Consider the following 18,263-nt stretch of genomic DNA (forward strand, 5'->3'; position numbering starts at 1 on the left):
ATAAATTACTATGCAAGAATACTTGTTGTCTTTTCAACAATTGCTAGATGCTGAATATCTCTTAAGTCACGGTGGATTTTACATCGTATGCCTAATTGTTTTTGCCGAAACCGGCCTCTTCTTCGGATTTTTCCTCCCGGGTGATTACTTATTATTTTTAGCAGGACTCTTCTGTGCCCTTAACAAAATCGATGTGGACATTGTTACATTGTATTTCGGTATTCTTGGCGCAGGAATAGCAGGCAATTTTGCCGGATACTGGTTCGGGAATCGAACCGGCCCAATGCTGTTTAAACGGAAGGATTCCATACTTTTCAAAAGAAAATATGTAATCATGGCCGAAGAGTTTTTCCAGAAATATGGAGGAACAGCATTAATAATTGGACGATTTGTACCCATAATTCGTACATTTGCACCCATATTCGCAGGTGTAGTACAGCTGAATTTCAAGAAGTTCGTCATGTATAACATCCTAGGTGCATTATTGTGGGTGTCTTTATTGACACTGACTGGGTATTATTTAGGAGTCAAATTCCCATGGATAATCGATTATGTAGAATATATAATCGTGGGATTGATAGTCATTGCATTCCTACCGATAGCAATTGCACTGCTTAAAAAGTGGTTGAAAAATAGAAAAACGAAAAACGAAATAAACAAACAGTAATTATTTAATGAGTACACAACATCCTTGGCATCAAGTGTCTCCTGGTGAGGACTTGCCTAACTCCGTAAATGCCATTATCGAAATTCCTAAGGGTTCTAAAGCAAAATACGAAATCGACAAAGACAGTGGACTAATCAAATTAGACCGTGTATTGTTCTCATCTGTAATGTATCCAGCTAACTATGGATTCATTCCTCAAACTTATTGCGACGATAAAGATCCTTTGGATATCTTAGTTTTATGCTCAGTTGATGTTTACCCAATGTGTATGATCGAAGCCAAAGTGGTAGGTGTCATGCATATGATCGATAATGGGAACAAGACGACAAAATTATTGCAGTGGCGAAGAATGATATGTCTGTGAATTATATCAACGACCTATCTGAACTTCCTCCTCACACTATGAAAGAAATTGTTCGTTTCTTCCAAGATTATAAAGCTCTTGAAGGTAAGAATGTGACTATCGAAAACCTTTATGGTCGCGCTTATGCTCAGAACATCATCATGGAAAGTATCGAACTTTACGATAAAGAAATAAGGAACAAATAAACCTTATCATGAACCGCTCATTTTTTCTTTCTCTAGCCTTGCTGTTTTCTAGCCTTATTGGACTAGCTCAAGATAAACACCCTTGGCATCAAGTGTCACCAGGTAAGGATATTCCGGAAACTGTTACAGCAGTGATAGAGATTCCAAAAGGAACTAGAGGAAAATATGAGGTAGATAAGACAACGGGATTGATCAAATTAGATCGGGTGATCCAAACATCAATGGTTTATCCAGCTAATTATGGATTTATTCCTCAAAGTTATTGTGGCGATAAAGATCCACTGGATATTCTTGTGATATGTTCAGTGGATCTTGAGCCTTTATCCCTTGTGGATGCTAAAGTAATAGGAGTTATGAGCATGACCGATTCTGGTGAGCAAGATGACAAGATAATTGCTGTGGCTAAGAATGATATGGAGTATAACCATATCCATGATATCTCCGAATTACCACCTCATACCATGAAGGAAATCGTGCATTTTTTTCAAGAATATAAAGGTCTTGAAGAAAAAAAAGTTATTATTAACAAAATTAGTGGAAGAGCTATCGCTCAAAATGTTATATTAGAGAGTTTAGAATTATACAAGAAAGAATTCGCTAATAAAAACCTAAATCATGGCAATTGATATTTTTTGGACTATCTTTTTAGTGCTGGCAAATGGTTTTTTCGTTGCAGCTGAATTTGCTATTGTAAAAGTCCGTGCTTCTCAAATCGAACTACAAGCCAAATCGGGAAGCAAAGTAGCCAAAATCGCAAAAAGTATTACAGACCATCTCGATGGCTATCTCGCTGCAACACAGTTGGGAATTACATTGGCATCCCTAGCCCTGGGTTGGGTAGGTGAGGCCGTAATGACGCAAATTGTACATCAAATCTTCGGATTATTCAACGTCGAACTTACCGGTAAATTAGCTACAAACCTAGGACATGTCCTAGCATTCAGTATCATTACCTTCTTACATATCGTATTTGGTGAATTGGCACCAAAGTCCATCGCTATCCAAAAACCGGTAGCTACAACAATGAAAATAGCACTGCCACTGCAGTTTTTCTATTATATATTCAGACCGATTATTTGGTTGCTAAATGGTTTCGCAAACTTCCTGTTGAGATTGATAGGAATACAAGTAAGCGCGCATGAAGCAAGCCACTCATCCGAAGAACTCCAGTACTTGTTGGAAAAAGGAAAAGAAAGTGGTGCATTGAACAATGCTGAACACGAACTCATAAAAAATGTGTTCGATTTTAATGAAAGGATCGTAAAGAACATTATGGTCCCTCGGACCAAAATTGTTGCAGTAGATAAAGATGATACTGCAGAAGAATTTATTAATACCGTTACGGAAGAAGGGTACTCCCGTATTCCAATCTACGATGACAACATCGATCAGATTATTGGTGTAGTACATACGAAAGATATCCTACCTCTTATCGTCAAGGGTAAACCTGTGATATTGAAAAATATCATGCGTAAACCATATTTTATCCCTGAAACCAAGAAAATCAATGATTTGATGACTGAGTTTCAGCAAAAGAGAATACAGATTGCATTCGTACTCGATGAATTTGGTGGAACCGCAGGGATGGTTACTCTGGAAGATATTGTAGAAGAATTGGTGGGAGAAATCCAAGATGAATACGATGAAGAAACTCCAGTGGTAGAGCAAATTTCTGAATCAGAGTTTATGGTCGATGCTGGTGCTTCGGTACATGATGCAAATGGATATCTTCCGTTAGAATTGCCTGAGAGTTCAGATTATGATACCGTTGCCGGTTTGGTTTCTCATTTATTTGAGAAAATTCCAGATGTGGGCGATAGTACTGAAGAGTTGGGATATAGATTTACCATTATCAAGAAAACTCAACAGAATATTGAATTTGTAAAATTAGACCTCATCGAAACACCAAACGATGATGATGATGAATAAACTTTGATAAAGTGGCATTTATTTTACACAGCTGATTTAAATCCCGGACAATCTTCCTTTCAGCTTTCTGAAGAAGAAAGTAAACATGCAGTTCGTGTTCTGAGATTGAACGTCGGTGACAAGGTCCATTTGATTGATGGAATTGGCGGTTTCTACCAAGCTGAAATCGCTGATGCTCATCCTAAAAGAACTCAGCTGAAAATCATTTCACATATTCCAGAATACCAAAAATCAAGATCTTACTTGCATATTGCTGTTGCACCAACAAAAAATATCGACCGTATAGAATGGTTTCTTGAAAAAGCCACAGAAATTGGAATCCAAGAAATCACCCCAATTATCAGCGAACATTCAGAGCGTAAGGAGGTCAAAACCGAACGATTGAACAAAGTCATCATCTCAGCAATGAAACAGTCTCTAAAAGCTTATTTGCCGGTGTTGAATGAAGCTGTGACGTTGGATGCCTTCTTGAAAAGTATAGAAGCCGAGACTGACCTCAATAAAGCAATAGCTCACTGTGAAGAAGATCAAGACAAGAAATATCTAAATCAAATATTTGAAACCAATAAAAGATACTTGATTTTAATAGGACCGGAAGGGGATTTCTCACCTTCGGAAATAGAAAAAGCCATTTCTGCAGGATTTATACCAGTTTCCTTGGGGGAAGCTAGACTGCGTACAGAAACGGCTGCTCTTTATGCGTGTACCGAAATTGCGCTCTTGAACCGTTAATTGATCAACTCTGCATCTACAATCTGAATCTCAGCATTTCCTTTCAATGGTTCAGGATTGAATTTCATCTTCCCTTTAATCTTGATAGGTTCGTCCGTGAATTTCACAGTCCCTTTTTTCATGAAAATCTCAACCATTGGCGGAATGCCATTCGTACCACAAAAACTGACATTGTGTGATCGGCAATACCGATAACATATAAGTGCTGTGGTTTCTGCCACTGACCAAAGGAACCATATAGCCCGGAAGCTCAACAACTGTGTTCTCTAATTTCTTTAATGGAGCAGGATAGGATGGAGTATAAACTTTTTTGTTGCCTACCGTGGAAACCTTATACATCATCTTGTCAATAGCTTCCCAGGTGCTGTTCATCATAGGCGTATGATCAGGAACCTGAGCCTCATTATAATTACCAATCTGAGCCTTTGAAAAGCTCACTGTCATCATTAAAATAAATACCGTAAATAATATCTTCTTCATCGTTACTTGTTACCTAAAATGGTAGAAATTGTTGTATTATATGCTTTAACTGCCGGAATTAATGATGCGATTACACCGATTAAACAAGCGGTCAACAAAATTAACCATTCTTTACTATAAATATGGAATGCTTGAATAAAGTCAGCACTCTCACTGGTCTGCGTACTGATCAAATACAATCCAATATGACCGATAACTAACCCTAATATCCCACCAATGAATGTTATCACCAAACCTTCGACAATTAACATCGTGAAAAGTTTAATCTTGCTTGCACCTAGTGTCCTCATAATAGCAAGGTCATATTTTCTGTCCTTTAGGGCATTATAAAGACTTATGAATACACTTAAACCAGCAATGATCATAATAACGTAGGCCAAAATTTCAAGAGAATCAATACCTACACCCATTAAGGAAAATAAACGCGCAGTTTCTAATGCAGGCGATGCAGCTTGCATACTTGTAGACTGGTTAACCAGTTTGGGAACAACACCAATTGCTGCAGGACTGCTGAATTTAACTAATAACGCTGTAATCTCTAGACCCTTGTCCTGAACAATATCATCAGCAATACTTTTTACAAAGACATCCCCTCTTGGTCGTTCCGTAACCAATGAATCTTCAGTGGTCTTTTGTGGGACAGCTGATTGATTCTCATGCGCATGATCGTGGTCATGGTCGTGGTCGTGGTCGTGGTCGTGATCGTCATGATTGTGTGCGGTAGAGGCTGCTGCTTCATGGTCATGGTCATGTTCATCGTGATTATGCTCTGCGTGGTCATGATCACCTTCATGTTCATGATCATGATCCTCATGGCCGATTCCATGAATATCCCAAACGCTCTCCAAATTCGATAACAACAGGTTATCTACAATAGAACCAGAAGGTTTTAAAATACCTACAATGGTAAATGGATGATCTTCATGAACATGAGCATTCTCTGCCAAACCATGTGCGCCATGAACTTGATCACCAATTTTTAGTTTATTCTTCCTGGCGGTTTCACTCCCTATTACAACTTCATAGCTCTTGTCCCATAAACGGCCGTCTGCCAATTGCAAATCATACAAACTAATAAAACTAGTGTCTGTACCTAGGATCCGATGACCCTTGAAATTATCCCCCAAAGAAATTGGAACCGCTTTTTCAATAAATGGGTTATCCATCAATTTCTCTGCCTCAGCCAATTTTATATTTCCTGTAGGATTGTCAACATGATAAAGTGAACTCAAAATCAATTGTAACGGACTACCTTTTGCGCCTACAACCAAATCAACCTGTTTACTGTTGCTGTCCAATTGTTTTTCAAAAGTATCGCTCGTGATATAGATACTCACTAAAATAGCAACGCCAAATGCCGTCAGGATAATACTTAATAAGGTAGATCCCCACTGTTGCGAAATGTTTTTCCAAACTAACTGTAGTGTATTCATCTTATTGAGCAGCTAAAATATAATTGTTTGTGAATTCGTCCTTTAACCTTTTGTCATGAGTAGATATCAATAAGGTACTGCCTTGATCTTTCGCCAGCTCTTTTAATAATTCCACTACCAGAAAGGTGTTCTTGTCATCCAGTGCTGCCGTAGGTTCATCGGCAACCAATAAGGAAGGCTTATTAATTAATGCTCTTGCAATCGCGACCCTTTGAACTTGGCCTCGGCTTAATTCATTTGGTTTCCGGTTTTCAAAACCACCCAACTGCAATTTTTCCAATAATGATTTGACAGCATCAGCATCAACAGAGAGACCTGCAAGGCTTTGCGCAAGTTTTATATTCTCCGAAACCGTGAGATTCCTCAATAAATGCGCCTCTTGAAATATAAAACCCAAATGCTGAGCCCTGAATTTATCAAGCTCACTCCCTGAAAGTGAATACAAGTTTTGACCATTGATAATTACTTCGCCACTCGTAGGAGAAGAAAAACCAGCTATTAAATTTAAAAGTGTGGATTTCCCAGAACCTGAATCACCTAAAACTAAAGTGTGCTGCTGATCGGAAAGTAATAAATCCTGAAAAGATAATCTCGATCCCTTCGGATATTGATATGATAAATTGGAGGTCTTTAGTACAAAATCGCTCATAACATTTCTTTGGCGCAAATTAACACTATTAGTTGGCTTTAACCAATGCAAATGGTAACAATTTGACCCTTAGATGTCTTAACAATTAATTAACCAGAGACTAATATTAACATAATCGAGTCTTAATATTAACGTAACAATCCGATTATACTTTTGCAACATAATATTAACATTGTATGAATTGTATTAAAAAAGTATTTTCATTGGTTGTTCTATGCTTTAGCATCATTATGACGTATGCTCAGCAGGCACCATTTGGGGTAAAAGGTACGGTAGTAGATGTAGAATCTTACCAACCTTTGGCAGGAGTAACTGTTACAATTGCTAATCTCAGTTGGGTACGACTACAAATGACAAAGGTGAATTCTATATTCCTTTGCCAAGCGACAAATCAGCAGAATACCTTATTCGCGCATCGCTGATGGGGTACGATGCCCAAGAACTCAACTTTACCCTCCAAGCAAACGATACCGAATTCGTGTCTTTCGCACTTAAAAACGCTGACGCAGTAATCGAGGAAGTCGTAATTACTAGAAGACGCGAAAAATTCTCCGAACTCGCGCTATTGGAAGAAAGGAAAAAATCAAACCTCATGATTGAATCCATAGGTGCTCAAGAACTTTCCAGAAAAGGAGTTAGTGATGCAAGGGCAGCACTAGTTAAAATGGCTGGTGTTTCCAGACAAGAGGGAGCGAAAAATGTATTTGTACGTGGTTTGGGTGACCGTTATAACTCATCTACACTAAATGGATTACCATTGCCTTCTGAAGATCCGCTATTCAAAAACATATCATTGGATTTCTTTAGCTCGGATATTATCCAAAGCATTAACGTTAATAAAACATTCAATGCTCAAATCCATGGTGACGTGGCTGGAGCAAATATAGATATCCATACAAAAGAAGCAACTGGTAATAGTTTTGAAATAAATGTAGGTGGTGGAGTTAATAGTCAAACTATTGGAAAAGACAATTTCAAAAGAATTGATGGAACCAATTACTTTGGAACATTGGCAGGTGCTAAACCTGGAATTACAAGCTTAGAGAACTATAACTTTAAAAACAACTGGAACCCAAATGTTCAAAATAATTTGTTCAACACAAATTTTCGATTATTAGGAAATAAAAGATTTATGGTTGGAAACAACCCTTTAAGTCTATTCTTTGTTGCCGGAATGGATTCTAAATATAGATATGCAGATGGAAAAATCCAGAATGCAACCAATATTGGTGAAATATATCTGGATCAAGATTTTGTGAAAAAATGAATATACGGTATCACAAAATGCAATGCTGAACCTAAGATATGTTTGGGGACAGAATTCGATAAGTTTCAACTCTCTGTACATCCATGACCAAAAACAAGATTTTACCGAATTTTTTGGTAAAGGTGATAATGAAGAAGAAGGAGATAAAGAATTCTCACGACGCCAACAGGTAAATGACAACCATTTATTCGTTAACCAAATCCTAACGAATCTTAAAATCAATGAAAGATTAGGAGCTAATTTATCAGCAGGATTTAATTATATCATTGGAAATGAACCTGACAGAAGAATTAACAACTTCCTATTCAGAAATAATGTAATGACATTCTCTACAAATTCACCAGGTGAAAACGAAAGATTTTTCTCCGACATGAAAGAAAAGGGATTTGTCGCAAAAGGAATATTAACCTATAAACTAGATGATTCCCAAGAACTAGAGCGTAAAATAGACTTTGGTTATAACGGGAATTTCGTCACCAGAAACTTCTACAATACAGTATTTAATCACCGTTTGATAGGAACAATGCCATCATCGATTGATATTGAAAATGTAGACCAATATTTTAACCAAGCAAACTTAGGTAGCTTGTTTGAATTGGAAACTCAAAATGGTAGAACTGATAGAGCATTGGATGAATTCTATTACACGGGTAAAAAGAATATCCATTCTGGACTTGCTGCAGCCACTTATCAATTTAATCAAGATTTTACAGCGGTATTGGGATTGAGGTTTGATAATATCTATCAAGATGTAGTCTATTATTTCAATTTGTCAAGTACAGCAACCGACGGACCTTCTACGATTAAGAAAAACTACTTCCTTCCTAGCTTGAACTTGAAATATGTACTGAATGACAAAATGATTTTAAGAGCATCGGGAAGTAAGTCCTATGTATTGCCTCAGTTCATTGAGTTAGCACGTATGCAATATGCAGGTATTAACCAAACTATTGAAGGTAACCCAAAACTAGTACCTGCTCAAGTTTATAATGCAGACTTAAAATGGGAATTGTACCCAACTTCTAGCGAACTGATTTCTGCTGGGGTGTTCTACAAAACTATTGAAAATCCGATTTCAAGAGTGTATTCAACTGGTGCTGGTAATTTGATGACGTTTATTAATACAGGAAGCAACGCAACTGTATTAGGGGCTGAAGTAGAAATCAAAAAAGAATTATTAAGACATTCTAATGCCTATGGTGATAATGTCCTAGCAGCAGGAGCAAATGTTTCGTACCTTTTCTCAAAACAAAAACTGGAAGATCCAACTCCGCAATTTACAAACACTGAAGATCAATTAGAAGGAGCATCCCCATGGATCGTAAATGCAGATATATCTTACAAAGCGAACTTCTCCAATTTTGAGCTAATGCCAACTCTTGTATTTAACTACTTCTCGGATAGAATCTATACCCTAGGTAGTAGAGGATTTCAAAACCTGATGGAAAAAGGGGTCCCAACTTTGGATTTTAACATGTCAAGTACTATCAAAAGGAAATTTGGAATTAACCTGAAGGTTGAAAACATATTAAATCCAGATAGAGAATACTATAGAGAATTCCAGGATCAAGCAAATCCTTTGTTGATTGAAAGCTATAAAAGAGGTGTCGATTTTAGCTTAGGATTATCTTATAAATTTAACAATAAATTAATATATAACTAACATTTAGGTTATTCGTTAACGATTACTTTGTGTGTAGAAATTAAAAGATTATGAAAACAAAATTATTTTCAATTTTAGCTGCTAGTGCTCTAGCGTTTACTGCTTGTTCTGACGAAAACACTCCAGGACCAATCGAGAAAGGTGAAAAAGACCTTATTGGTAATATCGAAGCCAATACAACTTTGGATGCAAACATTGAGTATACTATGACAGGTACTGTACTTGTAAAAAGTGGTGCTACTTTAACTATTCCTGCAGGAACTACAATCAAAGCTACAGCAGGTGGTACTAACGTTTACTTGCTAGTAGAAAAAGGTGGTAAATTAATCGCAGATGGTACTGCTGATAAACCAGTTATTTTTACTTCTGCAGCTTCTGCTCCTAAAGCAGGTGACTGGGGTGGTATTCTTTTAAATGGTAATGCTCCTCTTTCTAGAGCTGAAGGTGCTAAAAGTGATGCTGCAACTGAAATCAGTACTAATATTAGATTTGGTGGTGATGATGTAGCTGACAATTCAGGAAAATTAAACTTCGTAAGAATTGAATATACTGGTGCACGTATCAACAATGATGCTGAACACAATGGGTTGACTTTGAATGGTGTAGGTAACGGAACTGTACTTTCTAACATAGTTCTTTCTCACGGTGATGACGATGCAATCGAATTTTTCGGTGGAACTGTAAATGCAAGTAACATTTTAGTAATCAACTGTACTGATGATATGTTTGACTTCTCTCAAGGATACAGAGGAACAGTGAAAAATGTATACGGTATCAGAGAAGCTGGATATACTGCTGTAACTGCGGATCCTAGAGGTATTGAAGCTGATGGTAACTTAGATGGTAAAACTCCAACTGATATCAACCAATCTGATTTCACAGTAGACGGAATTACAATCGTTAACAATGCGCCAGGTAAAGATGCTAACCTAACTATGCACGACGTTTTCAAAATCCGTAGAGGTGCTAAAGCAACAATCAAAAATGCTTTCGCTAAATTCGGTGCAGGAACTACTGCAGTTGACTTGATCGACTTCTCTGATGACAGAGGTGCAGGTGATGCAGCTTCTACTATTGAATACACTATCGATCCTGCTAACGGCCTAGGTGATGCTAAAATCAAAAACCCAGGAAATGCTAAAATCGAGAAAAAAGACGGTCTTAAAGGTGCTGATGTGTCAGCGTTCTCTTGGACTGGATATAAATTCTAAGAATAATATTTAAATAGTTTATCAGATAAAAAGACCGCCAACTGGCGGTCTTTTTTTTATCCCTGAATTTCTAAACTAATCAGAATAAAGCAGGATTAACAGGATCAGCAGGATTTGCAGAATAGACAGAATGAAGCATGACTAATCAGAATTTGGAGAATTTACAAAATAGACAGAATTAATCCCAGTGTAATAAAAAGACCTCCATGAATCCTTTTTCATGGAGGTCTTACTATATATATTATTCCAAAATAAAAAAATGCTCCTGCAATTAATTTCTCTTATCCTGCTTAATCTTCCTGAATCCTGTTAATCCTGTTCAATCCTACTGAATTCTGTTAATTCTGTTAATTCTGTAAATCCTGGTCAATTCTGTTAATTCTGTAAATCCTGGTCAATTCTGTTAATCCTGCAAATCCTGTTAATTCTGATTAATTCTGTTCATGCTTATGTCTAAACAACACTGCAAACAATATTGCGATTATCAATGTATAAACTGCAAATGCGATCCAGATATGGTGCCAGTCTTTGAGGTGGATGACTTGGTCAAAGACCCCTTCACTGCTTGTCACGCCTCGTGAGGCAATAAACGACTGCAGGTTACCATTGTCAGGGGTTGTGTTCAGAAATTGCGCTAGAGAGCTGCTGTTATTGAATGAGAGCGTATAGAACTTGTCAATAACCCAGCCTGACACCCAGGAACCCAATACAGCTCCAAAACCATTGGTCATCATCATAAACAATCCCTGCGCTGAGGAACGGATTTTATTGTTGGTATTGGTCTCAACGAATAGAGAACCTGAGATATTGAAAAAGTCAAAGGCCATTCCATAAACGATACAGGAAAGGATAATCATCCAAAGGCCTGAAGAGGGGTTGCCATAGGCAAATAGACCAAATCTCAGAACCCATGCGACCATAGCAATCAACATAACCTGCTTTATCCCGAATTTTTTCAAAAAGAATGGAATAGCAAGGATAAATAAAGTCTCCGATATCTGCGAAATAGACATAATAATGGTTGAATATTTCACGACAAAGGAGTCTACATATTGAGGGTAGAACTTAAATTCATCCAAAAACACATCACCATAAGCATTTGTAAGTTGCAGTGCTGCTCCCAAGAACATGGAGAATATAAAGAACATCGCCATTTTAAAGTTCCCAAAAAGCTTGAACGCCTCTAGTCCCAGCATCTGCCCAAAACTTGCCTTTTCGTTGATGTGTCTTTGTGGAGGACACTTTGGAAGGAAAACAATCGAATATAAGCCCAAAAGGATTGATCCTCCTGCGGCAATATAAAACTGTCCTTCTGTGGCTTTGCTTCCGCTCAGGTTTGTAATCCACATAGCAGCGATAAAACCAACAGTTCCCCAAACTCGAATAGGAGGGAAGCTCTTGATCAGATCGTAGTTTCCTTGGTTAAGAGCTGTGTAGGCAATAGAATTCGACAAGGCCAAGGTCGGCATATAACAGCACATGCTCAATAGCATAACTGTAAAGAAAGATCCTGGATCCTGAACCTGTGCTAGGTAAATTAAGCAGCCCGCATATAAAAGATGAAGACCGGCGTATAGTTTTTCTGCATTGACCCAGCGGTCTGCGATAATACCCATCAGGGTAGGCATAAATAATGATGCAATACCCATGGTCGAGAAAATGGCGCCAAACTCGGTGCCACCCCAGTTCTTTGTCCCAAACCAATAGTTCGCAATTGTAATCAACCATGCTCCCCAAACGAAGAATTGTAGGAAGTTCATGATCGTTAACCTCAGTTTAATAGGCATGGTAATATTTGCTATTAGATGTAATAGGTAGAAATTAAGATTTTCGCTTTTCTATTTCATCCCTGATTTTGGCAGCTGTCTCGTACTGTTCGTTCTCAATAGCCTTTTCCAGGGTTTTTTCAAGTTGTTCAAGTGTTAACGAAGCATACGGAGATGGTTTGTTCTTTTCAGGCTCCTTTTCAACAGGTTCCTGTTCTTTCTCTTCAGGCGAAGACTCCGATTGCTTATAGCTGCCTACGTTTTCAATATTTTCAAGAAAGGCAAAATCATTGCCCTCGATCACGATACCTGCGGTATTCATGATGAAGTCATAGGTATAGATAGGACATTCAAATCTAACCGCCAATGCAACAGCATCAGATGTGCGCGCATCGATCTCGGAGGTTTGAGTGCCATCTGTACAGATCAATTTGGCAAAGAAAATGCCGTCTACTAGATTATAGATCAGGACTTCCTCTAATTTTATCTTGAAGGTCTCAGCAAAAGATTTGAATAAATCATGCGTTAGGGGCCGGCTGGGAGTCATCTTCTCAATCTCAACAGCTATAGATTGAGCTTCAAATCCGCCAATGATTACTGGAAGTCTTCGGTTACCTCCTACCTCTCCGAGAACTAGTGCATATGCTCCAGACTGCGTCTGGCTATATGACAAGCCTACTATATCTAACTTGATTTTCTTCATTGATAACGCGTTAACGTGAATACAAAGATGGGAATATTAAAAGCAAAAAAAAAGTGACCCTGCGTTTTTTTAGGCAAGGCCACTCGTTCATTGTTTAGTTACTCCTAGTTGTTTTTAATCTTTTTGATCGCTTCTGTCAACTTCGGAACGATATCAAAGGCATCTCCAACGATACCATAATCCGCAACCTTAAAGAATGGTGCTTCCGGATCTTTGTTGATTACAACGATGGTTTTTGAAGAACTTACTCCTGCTAAATGCTGGATAGCTCCTGAAATACCAATCGCGATATATAAATTCGGGCTAACAACGATACCTGTCTGTCCCACGTGCTCAGAATGTGGACGCCAACCAGCGTCAGATACCGGTTTTGAACAAGCTGTAGCAGCTCCCAGAACATCCGCCAATTCCTCAACCATGCCCCAGTTCTCAGGTCCTTTTAATCCTCGTCCTGCTGAAACAACAATCTCCGCCTCTGGCAATGAAACCTTGTCAGTAGCTCGAACAATCTCTTTAACCATGACGTTGAAATCCTGGTCCTGTAAGTCTGGTGTGAAATCAACGACCTCGGCCGATCCACCAACTTCTTTAACCTCAAACGCATTTGGGTTAACAGCAATAACCTTAACCGCTGAATTGATAACTTCGGTCGCAAATGCCTTGTTTGAGAAAGCCGTTTTCTTGATGTCCATACTGTCACCATTGAAAGTAGGAAGGTTGATGGCGCCATCAGCAAATCCCGCATCCAATTTTGCAGCTACTCGAGGTCCTAAACCTTTTCCACTGAAGGAATTCGAAAGAACGACAACTTTTGAATCTTCTTGTTTCGCTGCAGAAGCTATGATCGATGCATAGGCCTTATTTACAAAACTTTTTAATTTGTCTTGATTGGCATCCAATACTTTGGAAACACCATATTTGCCCAACTTTTCTAATTCTGATTTATCCACATTTCCAATGGATAATGCAGTGACAGAATCACTTAATTGATCAGCGATAGCTTTTGCATAAGATGCCGCTTCAAAGGCTGATTTCTTTAATGTCCCGTCTGTATTTTCTATATAAACTAAAATTGCCATGATAATTTCTTAACGTTAAATGAATTAAATAACTTTTGCTTCGCTGTGTAATAACTGAACCAGCTGATCCACATCATCCACTAATTTTACAGCACTGCGAGGTGCGGGAGATTCGTAACGTGAAATGCTGGATAATTCATTAACATCAATGGGTTCAACAACCTGTAATGGCTTCGTCCTTGCACCCATAATGCCGCGCATATTCGGAATCTTTGGTTCTGCAACGCCCTCAGCAGTACCCACAACAACAGGCAATGAAACTGTCAACACCTCTTTACCACCTTCGATCTCACGATCGATCGTAGCTTCAGTACCCTGAATATCCAATTTCTTAGCGATAGAAACAGACGGAAGGTTCAATAACTCGCCTAAAAGAGCTGCGACCTGAGCGCCATTATAATCAATCGATTCACGACCCGTCAAAATCAAATCAAAATTCTGGTCCTTTGCATAGTGAGCAATTTGATTCGCTACAAACCAAGCGTCACGTGGTTGAGCATTGATGCGGACTGCATCATCAGCACCAATAGCTAAGGCTTTACGAATGGTTGGCTCTGTACTTGCCTCGCCAACATTGATAACCGTAACTGTGCCTTGACCGCCTTCTGATAACTCAACTGCTTTTGATAATGCAATCTCATCATAAGGATTAATGATATACTGGATGCCAGTACTGTTAAAAACTGTATTATCGTTGCTGAATGTTATTTTAGAAGTGGTGTCTGGGACATTACTTATACATACTAATATTCTCATAATTCTAGCGTTTTACACAAACCTACATTAATTAAGGAGCATTTCAAAGCCATAAAATAGCATTTTTGTCCTTAACTCAAATAATTTATTAATATAAAAATTTTAATAAAACCACGTTATTGTTGTTGAATTTTAAAAATAAGCACGTTTAAATTGTATAAAATTTTAAATCGTTCAACAAAACTGTCTAAAAACCAATAGTCATAGATTTGTCATTTTCTATGCTAGCATAGTAATTTCTTTTCTATATTGCATTCACATCCATTCCCAAATAATATTTAATTTTGGGCATGGAAAGTAGATTGGAACAATTACAAAACTTTTTAAAGGAAAGCCCACATGATCCTTTTTTAAAATATGCGCTCACCATGGAGCATGTCAAACTGGAGAATAAGGATGATGCTCGAAATGGATTCGAAGAATTGGTTGAAATTCATCCAGATTATATAGGTACGTACTATCATTTTGGAAAATTCTTGGAGTCAGAAGGTGAGAAAGACCAAGCAATAGAAATCTATGAAAAAGGAATTTTAATTGCGCAACAAAAAAGAAATTTCCATGCATTGGGAGAACTCAAAAATGCATTAATGATGGCAAATGGACTCTTCGATGAAGATGAATAATGTTAAATTTCATTAAAATTTAATTTGTGGTATTTTTTTTGTGTTTTGCTTAGTATAAAGAAATATTATGCGTGCCTTAACACTAATTTTAATTGGATTCATCATGTTGACTTTCGGGTTTAGTTGTATAAATAACAAATCCAATGTTAATCAACTTGTTGCGTCCGAAGATAATGCAGTGAAAGGTACAGCCATAGTAGGAACCTATGAAGGTAAACTTCCGTGCGCAGATTGTACAACAATAGCAACAGTACTAAGTTTAGACAACAATAAAAATTATTCCATGAGATACGAATATGTCGGTAAAAGTGCCGAAATATTTGAAAGTACCGGAAAATGGAAAATAGATAAAGATATATTGAGTTTAGAAAACATTGATTACAGCTTTAAGATCTCCAAAAATCAGCTGAATCAACTCGATCTTTCAGGTAAGGAAATTAAAGGCGATCTCGCCGAAAAATATGTCCTCCTAAAAATAAAATAGAAACCTGCTAATCAGCAGGTTTTTTTATTCAATTTATTGAAGCATAATAAGTAAAAAGAAAAAAATACCTAGCATTAGGTATTGATTACTTATTACTTGCGCTTTATTTTTGAATAGCACTAATTATTAACATACTAATTATCAACAATGAAGACCAGACTATCTTTTATGGTTCTTCCTATCTTGCTGTTGCTCGTAGGGAGTACTGGTGGACTATTCAAAATTTTGATCGAGAATAGTGTGGATGCGGTTGATTCAACAACCCTAATTGGCAAATGGACTGCATATGAATATTATGACAATAATATCCATCCTAAAGGCTTAAATCAAAACCTAGATTTCAGTAAAGTAAACCAGATTTCCAATTTAATAGAATATGAATCGCAAGAAGATCCTTGTCCTTCTAAAATAAGTGAAGTAGAACAAAAAATGGAGTATTTCAAGATTAAGTTTATGGAGAATGGAAAAGCGGAGATATTGGAAAAATTGTACTATAAAATGAACTCCTATAACTCTAAATGTCAAAACGCGGTATATGATGAAAGTTATGACCAAGTGTTAATCGCAAATTGGGATCTTGACCTTAAAAATGCTACGTTAAACTTAAGAGATTCACTTTCTGATTCACAGAATAATTTCAAAATATATTATCTGGACAAAAGAGAAATGCATTTAGCATTGAAAAAGGATCAGGATTTTATTTTTGTAAAACTTCAAAAACAATAGTATAATTAATAATATTGTGTTTTATAGTTAAATTTTCTTTATAAATACCTAAACTTAGGTATTTACTTGAAAAGTTAAACAATTTATTTTTGTTTAACTTAAGTAAAGAAATTATGAAAACTAAATTATTACTGATCTTCCCAATATTGATGATGATGTTGGTAGGATGCGAAGGATTGCTGGATGAAATCGATGAAGGGGATGGCAAAGACCCTATTGAAGATCCAGAATTGTTTATTGGTAACTGGATCGCGTATGAAATATATGCTAGTTCAATAGAACAAAACGGAATCACAAATCCAATTGATTTCTCAAATGTTAATTTGATCGAGCAATCAATAAAATTTGACTCATACGAAGCACCTTGCACAACTAAAGTGTCTAAAGTAGAATTGAAATTTAACTCGCTATCTCTTGAATTGAAAGCTGATAAATCCGCAATCTTAAAACAAAATGTATTAACAAAAATCAATGGATATGATGAAAATTGCAATTCTAAAGTTTACGATAAAAGCGCAGAAACCGTAAGCAACCAAACTTGGAAAGAAAATGATGTAAAAAGAACATTAACATTGACGCACAAGGAATCAGGTGATACGGAGTTTAAAGTATTGAGCATTTCTAGCAATACCTTAGAACTTGAAATCAATGACGGTGATGATGAAAAAATAAAAATAATTCTGAAAAAATAAAAAAGATAAGAACTAGTCACGCAAATAGAACTAAGATTTCATTTTATTAATAATTATTCGGTTCAATTAATTCTAAAAAGTAAATCTGGAAGGAGGTCTCATACCTCCTTTTTTATTGTATAATTATTCGATAATTAAATTAACTAATAAATATACCTAAGATTCGGTATTTACCAATGTTTCTGAACTGTTTATCTTTGGTTAACCAAATTAATTTATTAACCATGAAGACTAAATTAACCTTATTAATTTTTCCAGTAATTATCATGATGATAATTAGCTGTAAAGGACTTTTAGATGATCTGCTCGATGAGGGCGATGATGACATGCCAGAAGAAATAGCTGATGAAGAATTGCTCTATGGAAAATGGCAAGCCTATGAATTTTATGACGACTCGTTTAAACCTTTGGGAGTCAATAATCCTAAATCTTATACGGATGTAAACCAATTGAAAGAATTGACGAAATACGAATCGTATGAAGGGCCTTGTACAACAAAGGTGAGTGTGTGGGAAAAGAAATTGGAGATGTTTGAAATTGAAATCTTGAACAACTTTACCTATTCTTTTAAATATAAGGATATCAACAAAGTAAATAGTTTTGATGATAAATGTAATCCTAAACTATATGACTTTAGCACAAATTCAAACGGAAATCTTCCTTGGAGCTATGATAGAGATTATAGAGTATTAATGCTTGATTTTGGCAAAAACGGAGAGATGCATTTTCAAATTTTAGAATTGAATGAAAAAGAAATGGCTTTGAACTATAGTGATGGTTATATGGTGATCAAGTTCAAGAAAGTTAAATAATGAAAAAGGGGTATTTTATGAATACCCCTTTTATTTAAATTG

The 18,263-nt window shown here is 36.8% G+C and carries 20 protein-coding genes and 1 pseudogene; 13 read left to right on the forward strand and 8 right to left on the reverse strand.

What is annotated here, in order from left to right; genetic code table 11:
* The first annotated feature begins 10 nt into the window (after positions 1-10).
* The 5 genes and pseudogenes from FGL31_RS05605 to FGL31_RS05625 all read left to right on the forward strand — a co-directional run bounded on the left by FGL31_RS05605 (position 11) and on the right by FGL31_RS05625 (position 3,877).
* Positions 11-667, forward strand: coding sequence for a DedA family protein (locus FGL31_RS05605; RefSeq protein ID WP_099372445.1), 657 nt, complete (start codon positions 11-13; stop codon positions 665-667).
* 7 nt (positions 668-674) lie between these two features.
* A pseudogene (locus tag FGL31_RS05610) lies at positions 675-1,216 on the forward strand (inorganic diphosphatase).
* An 8-nt stretch (positions 1,217-1,224) separates the two neighbouring features.
* Positions 1,225-1,842, forward strand: coding sequence for an inorganic diphosphatase (locus FGL31_RS05615; RefSeq protein WP_138089991.1), 618 nt, complete (start codon positions 1,225-1,227; stop codon positions 1,840-1,842).
* Complete coding sequence (locus FGL31_RS05620; protein WP_099372448.1) at positions 1,832-3,145, forward strand: hemolysin family protein; 1,314 nt, start codon at positions 1,832-1,834, stop codon at positions 3,143-3,145. The genes FGL31_RS05615 and FGL31_RS05620 overlap by 11 nt, the downstream gene beginning before the upstream one ends.
* Before the next feature lie 3 nt (positions 3,146-3,148).
* Positions 3,149-3,877 (forward strand): 16S rRNA (uracil(1498)-N(3))-methyltransferase, encoded by a 729-nt coding sequence (locus tag FGL31_RS05625; protein ID WP_232046301.1) that lies wholly within the window; start codon positions 3,149-3,151, stop codon positions 3,875-3,877.
* Here the strand turns inward: FGL31_RS05625 and FGL31_RS27565 are convergent.
* From FGL31_RS27565 to FGL31_RS05640, 4 genes are read right to left on the reverse strand one after another with little or no spacing between them, the layout of a single operon-like run.
* Positions 3,874-3,999, reverse strand: coding sequence for a hypothetical protein (locus FGL31_RS27565; RefSeq protein ID WP_262709048.1), 126 nt, complete (start codon positions 3,997-3,999; stop codon positions 3,874-3,876). The genes FGL31_RS05625 and FGL31_RS27565 overlap by 4 nt on opposite strands.
* A gap of 7 nt (positions 4,000-4,006) precedes the next feature.
* Positions 4,007-4,357, reverse strand: coding sequence for a hypothetical protein (locus FGL31_RS05630; RefSeq protein WP_232046302.1), 351 nt, complete (start codon positions 4,355-4,357; stop codon positions 4,007-4,009).
* Between the two features lie 2 nt (positions 4,358-4,359).
* The gene (locus FGL31_RS05635) at positions 4,360-5,790 is read right to left on the reverse strand and encodes an ABC transporter permease (RefSeq protein ID WP_138089992.1); all 1,431 of its coding nucleotides are present in this window, start codon (positions 5,788-5,790) and stop codon (positions 4,360-4,362) included.
* A 1-nt stretch (position 5,791) separates the two neighbouring features.
* A complete protein-coding gene (locus FGL31_RS05640) occupies positions 5,792-6,439 on the reverse strand; it encodes an ABC transporter ATP-binding protein (protein WP_138089993.1) in 648 nt (215 codons plus the stop codon).
* Positions 6,440-6,773: 334 nt separating this feature from the next.
* Here FGL31_RS05640 and FGL31_RS05645 point away from each other — a divergent pair, with 334 nt between their 5' ends.
* From FGL31_RS05645 to FGL31_RS05655, 3 genes are read left to right on the forward strand one after another with little or no spacing between them, the layout of a single operon-like run.
* A complete protein-coding gene (locus FGL31_RS05645; RefSeq protein WP_138089994.1) occupies positions 6,774-7,706 on the forward strand; it encodes a TonB-dependent receptor plug domain-containing protein in 933 nt (310 codons plus the stop codon).
* Between the two features lie 22 nt (positions 7,707-7,728).
* Positions 7,729-9,369, forward strand: coding sequence for a TonB-dependent receptor domain-containing protein (locus tag FGL31_RS05650; protein WP_138089995.1), 1,641 nt, complete (start codon positions 7,729-7,731; stop codon positions 9,367-9,369).
* Positions 9,370-9,419: 50 nt separating this feature from the next.
* Positions 9,420-10,580: a beta-helix domain-containing protein gene (locus tag FGL31_RS05655; protein WP_138089996.1), complete on the forward strand. Its 1,161-nt coding sequence runs from the start codon at positions 9,420-9,422 to the stop codon at positions 10,578-10,580.
* A gap of 431 nt (positions 10,581-11,011) precedes the next feature.
* Here FGL31_RS05655 and FGL31_RS05660 read toward each other — a convergent pair whose 3' ends face one another.
* The 4 genes from FGL31_RS05660 to FGL31_RS05675 form a co-directional block, all read right to left on the reverse strand.
* On the reverse strand, positions 11,012-12,367 hold the full coding sequence (locus FGL31_RS05660; protein WP_138089997.1) for a nucleoside permease: 1,356 nt from the start codon (positions 12,365-12,367) through the stop codon (positions 11,012-11,014).
* A 34-nt stretch (positions 12,368-12,401) separates the two neighbouring features.
* Positions 12,402-13,049: a bifunctional nuclease family protein gene (locus FGL31_RS05665; RefSeq protein ID WP_099372456.1), complete on the reverse strand. Its 648-nt coding sequence runs from the start codon at positions 13,047-13,049 to the stop codon at positions 12,402-12,404.
* A 104-nt stretch (positions 13,050-13,153) separates the two neighbouring features.
* Positions 13,154-14,128, reverse strand: coding sequence for an electron transfer flavoprotein subunit alpha/FixB family protein (locus FGL31_RS05670; protein WP_138089998.1), 975 nt, complete (start codon positions 14,126-14,128; stop codon positions 13,154-13,156).
* Positions 14,129-14,152: 24 nt separating this feature from the next.
* A complete protein-coding gene (locus FGL31_RS05675; protein ID WP_138089999.1) occupies positions 14,153-14,884 on the reverse strand; it encodes an electron transfer flavoprotein subunit beta/FixA family protein in 732 nt (243 codons plus the stop codon).
* 290 nt (positions 14,885-15,174) lie between these two features.
* On the opposite strand from FGL31_RS05675, the gene FGL31_RS05680 reads away from it, so the two are divergent.
* The 5 genes from FGL31_RS05680 to FGL31_RS05700 all read left to right on the forward strand — a co-directional run bounded on the left by FGL31_RS05680 (position 15,175) and on the right by FGL31_RS05700 (position 18,221).
* Entirely contained in the window at positions 15,175-15,507 is a 333-nt protein-coding gene (locus FGL31_RS05680; protein ID WP_138090000.1) for a tetratricopeptide repeat protein, read from the forward strand.
* A 67-nt stretch (positions 15,508-15,574) separates the two neighbouring features.
* Positions 15,575-15,991 carry a copper resistance protein NlpE gene (locus FGL31_RS05685; protein ID WP_138090001.1) on the forward strand — a complete coding sequence of 139 codons (417 nt, stop codon included), beginning with the start codon at positions 15,575-15,577 and terminating at the stop codon, positions 15,989-15,991.
* Between the two features lie 147 nt (positions 15,992-16,138).
* Complete coding sequence (locus FGL31_RS05690) at positions 16,139-16,717, forward strand: hypothetical protein (protein ID WP_138090002.1); 579 nt, start codon at positions 16,139-16,141, stop codon at positions 16,715-16,717.
* Between the two features lie 113 nt (positions 16,718-16,830).
* Complete coding sequence (locus tag FGL31_RS05695) at positions 16,831-17,409, forward strand: hypothetical protein (protein ID WP_138090003.1); 579 nt, start codon at positions 16,831-16,833, stop codon at positions 17,407-17,409.
* Positions 17,410-17,633: 224 nt separating this feature from the next.
* On the forward strand, positions 17,634-18,221 hold the full coding sequence (locus FGL31_RS05700; RefSeq protein ID WP_099372463.1) for a hypothetical protein: 588 nt from the start codon (positions 17,634-17,636) through the stop codon (positions 18,219-18,221).
* Positions 18,222-18,263 lie beyond the last annotated feature (42 nt).

The organism is Sphingobacterium daejeonense (assembly GCF_901472535.1).
Taxonomy (GTDB): Bacteria; Bacteroidota; Bacteroidia; order Sphingobacteriales; family Sphingobacteriaceae; genus Sphingobacterium; species Sphingobacterium daejeonense.

Bases quoted from the DNA above. Each gene is read 5' to 3' on its own strand.
- FGL31_RS05685 (WP_138090001.1), top strand. From the start codon at position 15,575: ATGCGTGCCTTAACACTAATTTTAATTGGATTCATCATGTTGACTTTC.
- FGL31_RS27565 (WP_262709048.1), bottom strand. From the start codon at position 3,999: ATGAAAAAAGGGACTGTGAAATTCACGGACGAACCTATCAAGATTAAA.
- FGL31_RS05650 (WP_138089995.1), top strand. From the start codon at position 7,729: ATGCTGAACCTAAGATATGTTTGGGGACAGAATTCGATAAGTTTCAAC.
- FGL31_RS05620 (WP_099372448.1), top strand. From the start codon at position 1,832: ATGGCAATTGATATTTTTTGGACTATCTTTTTAGTGCTGGCAAATGGT.
- FGL31_RS05630 (WP_232046302.1), bottom strand. From the start codon at position 4,357: ATGAAGAAGATATTATTTACGGTATTTATTTTAATGATGACAGTGAGC.
- FGL31_RS05690 (WP_138090002.1), top strand. From the start codon at position 16,139: ATGAAGACCAGACTATCTTTTATGGTTCTTCCTATCTTGCTGTTGCTC.
- FGL31_RS05615 (WP_138089991.1), top strand. From the start codon at position 1,225: ATGAACCGCTCATTTTTTCTTTCTCTAGCCTTGCTGTTTTCTAGCCTT.
- FGL31_RS05640 (WP_138089993.1), bottom strand. From the start codon at position 6,439: ATGAGCGATTTTGTACTAAAGACCTCCAATTTATCATATCAATATCCG.
- FGL31_RS05700 (WP_099372463.1), top strand. From the start codon at position 17,634: ATGAAGACTAAATTAACCTTATTAATTTTTCCAGTAATTATCATGATG.
- FGL31_RS05655 (WP_138089996.1), top strand. From the start codon at position 9,420: ATGAAAACAAAATTATTTTCAATTTTAGCTGCTAGTGCTCTAGCGTTT.
- FGL31_RS05660 (WP_138089997.1), bottom strand. From the start codon at position 12,367: ATGCCTATTAAACTGAGGTTAACGATCATGAACTTCCTACAATTCTTC.
- FGL31_RS05665 (WP_099372456.1), bottom strand. From the start codon at position 13,049: ATGAAGAAAATCAAGTTAGATATAGTAGGCTTGTCATATAGCCAGACG.
- FGL31_RS05695 (WP_138090003.1), top strand. From the start codon at position 16,831: ATGAAAACTAAATTATTACTGATCTTCCCAATATTGATGATGATGTTG.
- FGL31_RS05670 (WP_138089998.1), bottom strand. From the start codon at position 14,128: ATGGCAATTTTAGTTTATATAGAAAATACAGACGGGACATTAAAGAAA.
- FGL31_RS05605 (WP_099372445.1), top strand. From the start codon at position 11: ATGCAAGAATACTTGTTGTCTTTTCAACAATTGCTAGATGCTGAATAT.
- FGL31_RS05675 (WP_138089999.1), bottom strand. From the start codon at position 14,884: ATGAGAATATTAGTATGTATAAGTAATGTCCCAGACACCACTTCTAAA.
- FGL31_RS05680 (WP_138090000.1), top strand. From the start codon at position 15,175: ATGGAAAGTAGATTGGAACAATTACAAAACTTTTTAAAGGAAAGCCCA.
- FGL31_RS05635 (WP_138089992.1), bottom strand. From the start codon at position 5,790: ATGAATACACTACAGTTAGTTTGGAAAAACATTTCGCAACAGTGGGGA.